Consider the following 11,563-nt stretch of genomic DNA (forward strand, 5'->3'; position numbering starts at 1 on the left):
AGACAAGAGGATGTCATGAGACGATTACTGACGACGTTAATTATCCTGCTGGTTGTGTTAGTTGCAGGGATGAGCGCATTAGTATTGCTGGTTAATCCTAATGACTTTCGCGCCTACATGGTCAAACAGGTAGAGAGAAAAAGTGGTTATCAGTTGCAACTGGAAGGGGATTTGCGCTGGCATGTCTGGCCCCAGCTTAGCATTATTGCTGGCCGGACCGCGCTGACTGCCCCCGGTGCGGCGGCACCGGTTGTCAGTGCTGAAAATATGCGCCTGGATGTCAAACTTTGGCCTCTATTATCACATCAACTTGAAGTAAAACAGGTGATGTTGAAAGGGGCGGTTATCCGCTTGACGCCCGACAGTGAAGCCCAACAACAGCCTGACGCTCCTGTTGCACCATCCGGTAATGTGCCTGTTAATGAGCACCGTGCCTGGAAGCTCGACATTAATAAAGTACAAATCGCTGATAGCCTGTTGATTTGGCAGCGGGCAGACAATGATCAAGTCAATGTACGTGATATCAATCTTGAACTTCAACAAGATGCCCAACGCCAAGTACATATCTCTCTCTCCAGCCGTGTTAACCGTAACCAACGTGATGTGACTTTCTCAATGGTCGCGGATGCAGACATGCGCCATTATCCACAGCAGTACAGCGCCAATATCAGCCAATTCAGTTATAAATTGGAAGGTGCGGATATTCCTGTTGGCGGCGTGAGCGGCGAAGGGACACTACAAGCCAGTTATCAACACGATATTCAACAATTATTGCTGAACCAACTGAGCTTCTCAGCTAATAACAACCAGTTGACGGGGACCGCCAAGGCCACCTTGGGGAAGGTACCTGATTATGTTATCAATTTGGCTGCCGACAATCTTAATCTGGACTCTATTTTTGGTTGGGAGTCTAAAAGTACGGTTGTCAGCAAAGAAACGGCCAAACAGCTTGCCGTGACAGCGCCGGTGATTGCGATTCAGGCTGAGGATGATGTCGGGCAGGACTTGCAAGCATTACGCGACTTTACCGCCCAAATATCGCTAACGGCGAATAACCTGGTCTATCGGGCGATTAAAATCAGTCAACTCAATCTTCAAGCCTCTAATCAGCGCGGGAATGTAGAGATTAGCCGCTTAACCGGTAGTGCGGTTGAGGGCGATTTTTCGTTGCCAGGCTCACTGGATGTGACGGGCAAGAGGGTTCTGGCTACCGTTAACCCAGTGATAAACCATATGGAATTGGGGCCGGTTCTATTGGCCGCCGGTTTGCCGCCGATGATGACGGGCAAATTTTCCATGAAAGCGCAGTTGTCTGGTGATGGTCTTAATGTTGAGGCATTCAACCACCGTTGGCAGGGGGATGCGCAGTTCGGCATGACTAATGCGCGGCTGGAAGGGCTGAATATTCAACAGCTTATTCAACAGGCGGTGACTCGCAGTTCCAGTGATGTGAAAGGTCAGGATCGTTATGAGCGTTATACTGAGGTTACACAGCTACAAGCGAGCCTGGCTTTGCACCGAGGATCAATGAAAGTCAGTAATCTTAGTGCCGATTCGGCGTTGATTTCCATTAAAGGTAACGGGTCACTTAATTTACCCGAACAGCAATGTGATATGAATCTGGCGGTACGGGTTATGCAAGGCTGGAGCGGGCAAGATAGCCTGGTAAAAATGTTGCAAGGTACTGATATCCCTCTGCGCATTTATGGTCCGTGGACTCAGCTTAGCTATCAATTGAATGTCGAACAGTTGTTGCGTAATGAATTGCAGCAACGAGCTAAAAAAGCACTCAATGACTGGGCTGAGCGTAATCAACAAAACCGTGCTAGCAAAGATCTTAAAAAGCTTATCGATAAGCTTTAATTACCCATTATCTCCGATAGGCATGGCTGTTTATCGGAGATAATGACGGCATACTGTTATCTATTTGTTGTGTAATTGTTCGCCAATCTCGCCATTCAAAACATAAAATCCTCTCTCTTGCTCACAAACTACTATTTGTTTCTAAAATCTCTGCGAATCATTGATAGATGTCATAAACTCGCCGATGGACTTTGGGCAGAGTGCAGAGCCATTTAAGTATTTTAACGATAATAATGCTGAAGCAATATTTAGCAACACACAGCAACAGGCAAGATTCAGAGAGGGTATATGTTAGATCTTTTGATTGGGATAGTCGTGGCCGTAGGTGTAGGCCGTTATATTATTAAAGGCTATTCAGCAACAGGTGTGCTGATGGTCGGTGGTTTACTGCTATTAATTATCAGTGCCTTAATGGGCAAGAATGTATTACCTGCCAGTGCGACCTCAACCGGCTGGCGGGCGACGGACATTGTTGAATATGTCAAAATCTTGCTGATGAGCCGTGGTGGCGATCTTGGCATGATGATCATGATGCTATGTGGCTTTGCGGCTTATATGACCCATATCGGTGCCAATGATGTCGTGGTTAAGATTGCCTCTAAACCACTGCAAATGATCAATTCCCCATACTTACTGATGGTTGCGGCTTATCTTGTGGCCTGCTTGATGTCGTTGGCGGTATCATCGGCAACCGGGTTGGGCGTGTTACTGATGGCGACCCTGTTCCCAGTGATGGTTAACGTCGGTATCAGTCGGGGTGCCGCAGCTGCAATCTGTGCATCACCGGCGGCAATTATTCTCGCGCCAACCTCAGGCGATGTGGTACTGGCAGCGAAAGCCTCTGAGATGCCATTAGTCGATTTTGCTTTTAAAACCACCTTACCTATCTCTATTGCCGCGATTGTCTGCATGGCTATCGCTCACTTCTTCTGGCAGCGCTATCTGGATAATAAAAGTCAGGAAAAGCATGAGATGATGGATGTTAATGACATCACCACCAATGCGCCGGGTTTCTACGCCATTTTACCCTTTACCCCGATTATCGGCGTGTTGATATTTGACGGTAAATGGGGGCCGGAACTGCATATTATTACGGTGTTGGTGATTTGCATGCTGATTGCCGCCGTCATTGAATTCTTACGCAGCTTCAGTGCTAAAACGGTATTTACCGGCCTTGAGGTGGCTTATCGTGGCATGGCCGATGCGTTTGCTACTGTAGTAATGCTTTTGGTTGCCGCCGGGGTATTTGCACAAGGGTTGAGTACCGTTGGTTTTATCAGTGGTCTGATTGGGCTAGCTCAATCTTTTGGTACCGGTGGCATTATTATGATGCTGGTACTGGTGGTGATTACGATGCTGGCGGCCATGACCACCGGGTCAGGCAATGCGCCGTTCTATGCGTTTGTTGAATTGATTCCAAAACTGGCAGCTCAGATGGGGATAAATCCAGCCTATCTGGTTATTCCGATGCTACAGGCTTCAAATTTGGGGCGTACTTTATCCCCGGTTTCAGGCGTGGTGGTTGCTGTTGCTGGTATGGCAAAAATTTCACCATTTGAAGTGGTGAAACGCACCTCGGTACCGGTTTTAGTCGGGTTGGTGGTGGTGATTGTTGCCACTGAGATTCTGGTGCCTGTGCACTTGTAATCACAATCTATCACGATAAAAAAGCCGGGCGAGTTTACCCGGCTTTTACGCCAAATCACGACGGTTTATTACACTTCATAATCTGGGTCAGGCACTTTCAGCGGTGTTATTTTTACCTTCAAGATACGATGGCTGCTGACTTCCAACGGCTCAAATAGGTAGTCACCAATTTTCATCTGTTCACCGACCTGTGGGATGCGCTGGGTATACTCCATGATTAACCCGGCCAAGGTGTGATATTCACGTTTATCATCGATAGGTAGCGGCAGATAGAGCACCAAATCTTCCAGCGGCATATAGCCATTCGCAATCCAGCAACCATCCTCGGTTTGCTGAATATCATGACGGGCATCCAACTCTTCACCGGCCACGGGCAGATTACCAGCAATGGTTTCCATCACATCGGTCAGGGTAACCACCCCTTCGATGGAACCGAATTCATCCACGACAAAGGCAAAATGCGTCTGTGCCTGACGGAACTGCTCTAATGCCATCAACAGCGAAACCTGCTCGGGGAAAATCAACGGTTGGCGAATCAATGCGCGTAAGTCGAGCTTTTCATCTGCTAACTGTTGCCTTAATAAATCAATGACGTGAATAACGCCCAAGGGTTCATCTGTCGAACTATCTTCAGTAACCACAATTCGGGTATGCAAATTTTTTGTCAGCAACTGAGTCAGTTTCTCTGGCGGATCGTTAAGATCCAGATACTCAACATCATGCCGTGATGTCATGATGCTGCTCACGGTACGTTGCGCCAGCCCCAACACCCGTTCAATCATGCGGCGTTCCTGCTCATTGAACACCTCTTGGCCGACACTGGTATTATCAGCGATCAGGTTAGCAGTATGGTTATCCAGCTCGGCCTCTTCGTGTTTGCCACTTAGCATACGTAACACTGCTTCTGCGGTTCTTTCACGTAACGGTCTAACCGTTGACAAAAAGCGACGGCGATTGAATTGTGCGAATTGATTGAGCGATTCAATAATGACGGAGAAACCAATCGCAGCGTACAGATATCCTTTTGGAATATGGTAACCAAAGCCTTCAGCCACTAAGCTGAAACCGATCATCAGTAAGAAGCTCAGACAGAGTATGACAATGGTTGGATGCGCGTTGACAAAACGGGTTAATGGCTTACTGGCCAACAGCATCAAACCTATGGCAATACAGACCGCAGCCATCATGACCGCGAGGTGGTCTACCATACCGACGGCAGTAATAACCGAATCGAGCGAGAATATGGCATCCAGTACCACAATTTGTGCGACGACCGGCCAGAACCGTGCACCTTTGCGCTGCTGACCTTGATGCTGGTCCTTGCCTTCAAGCCGCTCGTTTAACTCCATGGTGGCTTTAAAGAGCAGGAATACCCCACCGACCAGCATGATTAAGTCACGGGCGCTGAACGGGTGGCCAGATAAGGTGACCAAGGGAGCCGTTAATGTGGCCAGCCATGAAATACTGGCTAACAGCACCAAACGCATCAACAGTGCGCACAGTAAACCGGTAACTCTGGCTTTATCTCGTTGATGACGTGGAAGCTTTTCTGCCAAAATGGCGATAAATATCAGGTTGTCAATGCCTAATACAATTTCGAGCACTACCAGCGTTGCCAGTCCTGCCCAAATAGTAGGATCTGCGATCCATTCCATATATCCAATTTCACCTTTGATTTCTACGGCTTATGCCGCCAAAGTGAATAATGGGCGCTGATAAGCTAAAATTCAACATCCAATCATGTAATAACCTACACTGATTGCAAATGGCGCAAATAATCAACAGTAACAAAAAGTGGAAAATTATTGCTTAAATAGATTGAAAAACAATCAATTAAGCAGTTAAAGCATCCAGTCATGAAATATATTTGTTCGGTTTATTCTTAAAATAGCTAAAAGAGTCTTATAAATCGGCAAATTACGGAAGGTTGGCTGAACAAAATGTTAATGTGGAATATAATACGGCATTAGGGCGTTAATTTTTTATTTTTCCTTGTTAACATGTATTAGTAACACATTGAAATAATATATAAATATAGGATAAGTAGGATTTGGAATACAGTCTTGCGCGGTCATATTGCTCGTATTACCAGATCGTATTTGTATCTATTCAAAGGCCTGCTTAATGGCCACCCCAGAAAAGGTATGGTAGATGGAAAAGAAATTGAAGGCTGTGATCCCTGTTGCCGGGCTTGGTACCCGAATGCTGCCAGCGACTAAAGCGATCCCAAAGGAAATGCTGCCGGTGGTGGATAAGCCTCTGATCCAATATATCGTTAATGAATGTGTGGCCGCCGGAGTAAAAGAGATAGTGCTGGTCAGCCATTCCTCTAAAAATGCAATAGAAAACCATTTTGATACATCATTTGAGCTGGAAGCTGCACTGGAATCACGTGTTAAGCGGCAGCTATTGCAAGAGATTAAAAATATCTGTCCGCCGGATGTCACTATCATGCAAGTGCGCCAAGGCCATGCCAAGGGCTTGGGGCATGCGGTATTGTGTGCCCAACCGATGGTGGGTGATAACCCATTTATTGTGCTGCTACCAGACGTTTTACTTGATGATTCAACAGCAGATTTATCTAAAGAAAATCTTGCCAGTATGATTAAGCGCTTTGAAGAGACCGGGCGTAGCCAGATCATGGTGGAGCCGGTGCCTAAAGCTGATGTTTCCAAGTACGGTATTGCTGATTGTGATCATGTGGCTTTGTCTCCGGGTGAAAGTACCCTAATGACGGCAGTGGTAGAGAAGCCCTCACTTGCTGATGCGCCTTCTAATCTTGCCGTGGTTGGGCGTTATGTATTGTCAAAAGACATTTGGCCGCTGTTAAAGAAAACGCCACGCGGGGCGGGTGATGAAATTCAGCTTACTGATGCCATTGCGATGTTAATGGAGCAAGAGGATGTTGAGGCTTTTCATATGACCGGTAAATCGCACGACTGCGGGGACAAATTGGGTTATATGAAAGCCTTCGTCACTTATGGCGTGCGCCATAACACCGAGGGCGAGAGCTTTACCGCCTGGCTGAAACAGCAAATTGACTAACTTCACCTTAGCGGCTGAGTAGGAATAGATTTTAAATTCGCTTCAAGAAATCAGTAGGTTAATTATGACCAAATTGAAAGCAGTGATCCCAGTTGCCGGTTTAGGTATGCGAATGCTTCCCGCGACTAAAGCCATTCCAAAAGAAATGCTGCCTATTGTCGATAAACCATTGATCCAATATGTGGTGAACGAATGTGTTGCTGCTGGTATTAAAGAAATCATTCTGATAACCCATTCTTCGAAAAATGCGGTAGAAAACCATTTCGATACGTCTTATGAGCTGGAAGCCATGCTGGAAGCGCGTGTGAAACGTCAGCTATTGGATGAGGTACAATCTATCTGTCCACCGGGTGTGACTATCATGCATATCCGTCAAGGGCATCCTGAAGGTTTGGGGCATGCGGTGTTATGTGCCAAACCGCTAGTGGGTGACTCACCCTTTGCAGTATTGTTGCCGGATGTCTTGATTGATGACGCCAAGTCGGATTTAACCCGTGATAATTTGGCTCAGTTAGTTAAACGATTTGAAGAATCTGGTACCAGCCAGGTATTGGTGCATGCCGTAGAACCTGAAGCATTATCCAACTACTCGGTTATCTCCTGTGAAGTGTCAGATTTAGCACCTGGTGAAAGTAGCCGGATTAACGCGATGGTTGAGAAACCGCAAAGCCCGGCTGACCTCAAATCCAATCTGTCGGCTGTAGGGCGTTATGTTTTGTCTGCTGATATTTGGCCAATGCTGGAAAAAACCAAGCCTGGTGCTTGGGGTCGTATCCAACTGACTGATGCTATTGATGCATTAGCCGCTGAGAAACAGGTAGATGCCGTCGCTTTAACCGGTCAATCCTATAACTGTGGTGAGAAGCTCGGATATATGCAGGCTTATGTCGCCTACGGTCTGCGCCATCCAAAGCAAGGTGCAGAATTTAAAGCCTGGTTGAAAGAGTTCGTGGCATAAGCCAATTTCAGCAGCAATGAAAAGCAATCCATGGGGTTGCTTTTTTTGTATATAAGCCAGCCAGGTCAATTGAGTCAAATCGGTTTGCACTTTACCAAAGCAAACGTGTGCGAACAGCAACTGGTCAGTTGTGCTATCTATCGCACCAATCACTACCCAGCTGACATAATCCTGAGTTAACATGTTTCCCACATCAAAAACCTGTTGGCCTCAAGGCCGGTAACAGGTGTCATCCTTCAGACAGGAGTTTTTTAATGTCCAAACAACAGATTGGCGTTGTCGGTATGGCGGTGATGGGCCGTAACCTGGCGCTCAACATCGAAAGTCGTGGCTATTCCGTTTCTATCTTTAACCGTTCATCAGACAAAACCGACGAAGTGGTTGCCGAGAACCCAGGTAAAAATCTGGTGCCGAGTTATACCGTGGAAGAGTTTGTTGATTCATTGGAAAAACCGCGTCGCATCCTGCTGATGGTGAAAGCGGGTGAAGCCACTGATAAGACTATCGCTTCACTGACTCCACATCTGGATAAAGGTGACATTCTGATTGATGGTGGTAATACTTATTACAAAGACACCATCCGCCGTAACCGCGAACTTTCTGCACAAGGCTTCAACTTTATCGGTACTGGTGTTTCCGGTGGCGAAGAGGGCGCATTGAAAGGCCCATCTATCATGCCAGGTGGCCAGAAAGAAGCCTACGAACTGGTTGCGCCTATCCTTGAGAAGATTGCTGCCCGTGCTGATGACGGTGATGCTTGTGTGGCGTATATCGGTGCCGATGGTGCCGGCCATTACGTTAAAATGGTTCACAACGGCATTGAATACGGTGACATGCAATTGATCGCAGAAGCTTATTCCCTGTTGAAACAGTCTTTAGGTTTAAGCAATGAAGAGCTGGCTAGCACCTTTGCTGAGTGGAACAAGGGAGAGCTGAACAGCTACCTGATTGATATCACCAAAGATATCTTCACCAAAAAAGACGAAGCCGGTAAATATCTGGTCGATGTGATTCTGGATGAAGCGGCGAACAAAGGCACCGGTAAATGGACCAGCCAAAGTTCTCTGGATTTGGGTGAGCCATTAACACTGATCACTGAGTCTGTGTTTGCCCGCTATTTGTCTTCTCTGAAAGATCAGCGCGTAGCTGCCTCTAAAGTACTGACTGGCCCTAAAGTGCAGCCTTTTGCCGGTGATAAAGCTGAATTTATCGAGAAAATCCGTCGTGCGTTGTATCTGGGTAAAATCGTCTCTTATGCTCAGGGCTTCTCTCAACTGAAAGCCGCTTCTGACGAAAATAACTGGGATTTGCATTACGGTGAGATCGCCAAGATTTTCCGTGCGGGTTGTATTATCCGTGCACAGTTCCTGCAAAAAATCACTGATGCATATGCAGAAAATGCAGATATTGCTAATTTGCTGTTGGCACCTTACTTCAAGCAGATCGCTGATGAATACCAGCAAGCACTGCGTGATGTAGTGTCTTATGCAGTTCAAAACGGTATCCCAACACCAACATTCTCTGCGGCGATTAATTATTACGATAGCTACCGTTCAGCCGTACTGCCAGCCAACTTGATTCAGGCACAGCGCGACTATTTCGGTGCGCATACCTATAAGCGTATTGATAAAGAAGGTGTGTTCCACACTGAGTGGCTTTAAGTTAACGGCTACTGCGCGTTCGTATTTTGATATTGGGCAGTGCTCGTCATCCTCACGTACTGAGTGTACGCTCCGGTGACTGTGCGCTGTCTGCAATCAAACTCCTTTCGCTCGCGACGCCTCAGGTGGATAAGTTGTTAAATTAAGTGAGTCGCCGAGGTGACTTTAGGTAGGGTAGGTTGGAGTAACCCGCTCGCTGATTTAAAAAGTTTGTCCTAATAAAAACGCCCTCGATGCTAAGTCGAGGGCGTTTTTATGCCAATAAGAAAGCTAACTCGAAAATTACTTCTCGTGGCGTTCGCGCAGGCGTCCAATCACTTTACTCAGATTCAAATCTTGGTCTTGCAGCAACACCAGTAGGTGATAGATCAAATCCGATGCTTCGTTGGTCAACTCTTCACGGTCATTCACTGTTGCGGCGAGGGCGGTTTCTACCCCTTCTTCCCCCACTTTTTGTGCGATACGCTTAGTGCCGCTGGCATATAGCTTGGCGGTGTAAGAACTCGCTGGATCGGCTGATTTACGTGAGGCCAATAACTGTTCTAACTGGTACAAGAAGCCCCAATCGCTGGCCGCCGGGGAGAAGCAACTGTTATTGCCTAAATGACAGGTTGGGCCAATAGGATTAGCCAGAATGAGCAGGGTATCATTGTCGCAGTCGGGATAGATATTAACTACATTCAGCACGTTACCGGAGCTTTCGCCCTTGGTCCACAAACGTTGTTTGGTGCGAGAGAAAAAGGTTACCTTGCCGGTTTGCTGTGTCACCGTCAGTGCTGCCTGATTCATATACCCCATCATCAGAACTTCACCGGAAATGGCATGCTGAACGATGGCTGGCATCAGATTGTCGACTTTATCCCAATCCAGTTGGGCAATTTGTTGTTCGCTTAACACACTCTTATCTCCACGCCTTGTTCAGACAAATACTTTTTCAATTCGCCGATATTAATGATTTGTTTATGGAACACCGAGGCTGCCAGCGCACCATCGACATCTGTGTCACGGAAAGCCTCAAGGAAGTGTTCTGGGGTACCTGCACCGCCAGAGGCTATCAACGGAACATGGCAGATGGCCCGCATCTGTTTCAACTGACGTAAATCGTAGCCGTTGCGCACACCATCTTGGTTCATCATATTCAGCACAATCTCACCGGCTCCACGTAACTGGACCTCTTTGATCCAATCCTCGGTCTGCCAGGTGGTGGCTTTGGTCCGTTTTTCATCGCCAGTAAATTGATAAACCTGATAACTGTCACTTTCCGCGTCATACCAAGTATCAATACCGACGACAATGCATTGTACGCCATAGCGGTCGGCCAAACGGGTAATTAAGGTCGGATCTGCCAGCGCCGGTGAGTTGATAGAGATTTTATCGGCACCGAAGGTCAGGATCTGACCTGCATCTTCAACGCTTTTAATCCCACCCGCCACGCAGAAAGGAATATCAATCACTTCTGCGACCCGCGATACCCAGCTTTTATCGACCACACGGCCGTCAGATGACGCAGTAATATCGTAAAACACCAGCTCGTCGGCACCTTCTTGTGCATAACGCTGCGCCAGTGGCACGATGTCGCCGATGATTTCGTGATTACGGAACTTGACGCCTTTGACCACTTGGCCGTCTTTCACATCCAGACAAGGGATTATACGTTTTGCCAGCATGCGATCGCCTCCTTCACGTTAAACTTGCCGTCCAATAGCGCGCGGCCCACAATCACACCTTGCACACCACTGCCACGCAGGCGGGCAATATCATCCAGACAACCGATACCACCGGAAGCCTGGAATGCCACTTGTGGGTAGCGCTGGCACACTTCCTGATACAGTTCTACATTGGAACCACTCAGGGTGCCATCGCGGGAAATATCAGTACACAACACATGTTTTAGGCCAAACGGCAGGTATTGCTCGACGATTTGTTCCAGCGTAGCATCTGAGTTTTCCTGCCAACCGCTGATAGCCACCTGTTTGCGGCCCGCCTCATTAATTCGGACATCCAGCGCTAATACGATGGCTTCAGCGCCATAGCGCTCAAACCACTGTTGCACCATTTCTGGCTGCTTAACGGCTGTTGAACCCACGACAACCCGTGTTGCACCGGCTTCCAGCAGTGCGACCACATCTTGTTCGTTACGGATGCCGCCGCCCACCTGCACCGGGACATCTACACCGGCCAGTAACTCGCGCAGCAAGGGGATCTGACGGGCTGCCGGATCTTTGGCTCCGGTAAGATCGACCAGATGTAACACCTGAGCGCCTTGCTGCTGATAATCCTGTAAGCGGGGCAGTGGGTGATTACCGTAATCACGCTGCTGGCCGTAATCGCCTTGATGCAAACGCACTACCTTGCCTTCGATCAAATCCAAAGCGGGAATAATCATGGT

9 protein-coding genes are annotated in these 11,563 nt (G+C 47.7%); 5 read left to right on the plus strand and 4 right to left on the minus strand.

The window, feature by feature from the left end; all coding sequences use genetic code 11:
- The first annotated feature begins 15 nt into the window (after positions 1-15).
- Together asmA and dcuC are read left to right on the plus strand one after the other, a co-directional pair.
- Positions 16-1,863 (plus strand): outer membrane assembly protein AsmA, encoded by a 1,848-nt coding sequence (gene asmA / locus Q2T72_RS07795; RefSeq protein ID WP_083159352.1) that lies wholly within the window; start codon positions 16-18, stop codon positions 1,861-1,863.
- 288 nt (positions 1,864-2,151) lie between these two features.
- Entirely contained in the window at positions 2,152-3,510 is a 1,359-nt protein-coding gene (gene dcuC / locus Q2T72_RS07800; RefSeq protein ID WP_005187706.1) for an anaerobic C4-dicarboxylate transporter DcuC, read from the plus strand.
- A 68-nt stretch (positions 3,511-3,578) separates the two neighbouring features.
- Here dcuC and Q2T72_RS07805 read toward each other — a convergent pair whose 3' ends face one another.
- Positions 3,579-5,165 (minus strand): TerC family protein, encoded by a 1,587-nt coding sequence (locus Q2T72_RS07805; RefSeq protein ID WP_083159351.1) that lies wholly within the window; start codon positions 5,163-5,165, stop codon positions 3,579-3,581.
- Positions 5,166-5,661: 496 nt separating this feature from the next.
- Between Q2T72_RS07805 and galU (Q2T72_RS07810) the strand changes: the two genes are divergently transcribed.
- The 3 genes from galU (Q2T72_RS07810) to gndA all read left to right on the plus strand — a co-directional run bounded on the left by galU (Q2T72_RS07810) (position 5,662) and on the right by gndA (position 9,174).
- Positions 5,662-6,555 carry a UTP--glucose-1-phosphate uridylyltransferase GalU gene (gene galU / locus Q2T72_RS07810; protein WP_372568912.1) on the plus strand — a complete coding sequence of 298 codons (894 nt, stop codon included), beginning with the start codon at positions 5,662-5,664 and terminating at the stop codon, positions 6,553-6,555.
- 64 nt (positions 6,556-6,619) lie between these two features.
- Positions 6,620-7,513: a UTP--glucose-1-phosphate uridylyltransferase GalU gene (gene galU, locus Q2T72_RS07815; RefSeq protein WP_372568913.1), complete on the plus strand. Its 894-nt coding sequence runs from the start codon at positions 6,620-6,622 to the stop codon at positions 7,511-7,513.
- Positions 7,514-7,767: 254 nt separating this feature from the next.
- Positions 7,768-9,174 carry an NADP-dependent phosphogluconate dehydrogenase gene (gene gndA / locus Q2T72_RS07820; RefSeq protein WP_372568914.1) on the plus strand — a complete coding sequence of 469 codons (1,407 nt, stop codon included), beginning with the start codon at positions 7,768-7,770 and terminating at the stop codon, positions 9,172-9,174.
- A gap of 282 nt (positions 9,175-9,456) precedes the next feature.
- Here gndA and hisIE read toward each other — a convergent pair whose 3' ends face one another.
- Genes hisIE through hisA form a run of 3 tightly spaced genes read right to left on the minus strand, consistent with a single transcriptional unit; the run spans position 9,457 to position 11,560 of the window.
- Positions 9,457-10,071, minus strand: coding sequence for a bifunctional phosphoribosyl-AMP cyclohydrolase/phosphoribosyl-ATP diphosphatase HisIE (hisIE, locus tag Q2T72_RS07825; RefSeq protein ID WP_372568915.1), 615 nt, complete (start codon positions 10,069-10,071; stop codon positions 9,457-9,459).
- Positions 10,065-10,841, minus strand: a complete 777-nt coding sequence (hisF, locus tag Q2T72_RS07830; protein WP_372568916.1) for an imidazole glycerol phosphate synthase subunit HisF — start codon at positions 10,839-10,841, stop codon at positions 10,065-10,067. The genes hisIE and hisF overlap by 7 nt, the downstream gene beginning before the upstream one ends.
- Positions 10,823-11,560 carry a 1-(5-phosphoribosyl)-5-[(5-phosphoribosylamino)methylideneamino]imidazole-4-carboxamide isomerase gene (gene hisA, locus Q2T72_RS07835; RefSeq protein WP_005187731.1) on the minus strand — a complete coding sequence of 246 codons (738 nt, stop codon included), beginning with the start codon at positions 11,558-11,560 and terminating at the stop codon, positions 10,823-10,825. The genes hisF and hisA overlap by 19 nt, the downstream gene beginning before the upstream one ends.
- Between the last annotated feature and the right edge of the window lie 3 nt (positions 11,561-11,563).

The organism is Yersinia sp. 2466 StPb PI, from assembly GCF_041538325.1.
GTDB lineage: Bacteria > Pseudomonadota > Gammaproteobacteria > Enterobacterales > Enterobacteriaceae > Yersinia > Yersinia enterocolitica_E.

What these genes read in the sequence shown, in the direction of transcription:
- asmA (WP_083159352.1), top strand. Translation starts at nt 16, where the DNA reads ATGAGACGATTACTGACGACGTTAATTATCCTGCTGGTTGTGTTAGTT.
- dcuC (WP_005187706.1), top strand. Translation starts at nt 2,152, where the DNA reads ATGTTAGATCTTTTGATTGGGATAGTCGTGGCCGTAGGTGTAGGCCGT.
- Q2T72_RS07805 (WP_083159351.1), bottom strand. Translation starts at nt 5,165, where the DNA reads ATGGAATGGATCGCAGATCCTACTATTTGGGCAGGACTGGCAACGCTG.
- galU (WP_372568912.1), top strand. Translation starts at nt 5,662, where the DNA reads ATGGAAAAGAAATTGAAGGCTGTGATCCCTGTTGCCGGGCTTGGTACC.
- galU (WP_372568913.1), top strand. Translation starts at nt 6,620, where the DNA reads ATGACCAAATTGAAAGCAGTGATCCCAGTTGCCGGTTTAGGTATGCGA.
- gndA (WP_372568914.1), top strand. Translation starts at nt 7,768, where the DNA reads ATGTCCAAACAACAGATTGGCGTTGTCGGTATGGCGGTGATGGGCCGT.
- hisF (WP_372568916.1), bottom strand. Translation starts at nt 10,841, where the DNA reads ATGCTGGCAAAACGTATAATCCCTTGTCTGGATGTGAAAGACGGCCAA.
- hisA (WP_005187731.1), bottom strand. Translation starts at nt 11,560, where the DNA reads ATGATTATTCCCGCTTTGGATTTGATCGAAGGCAAGGTAGTGCGTTTG.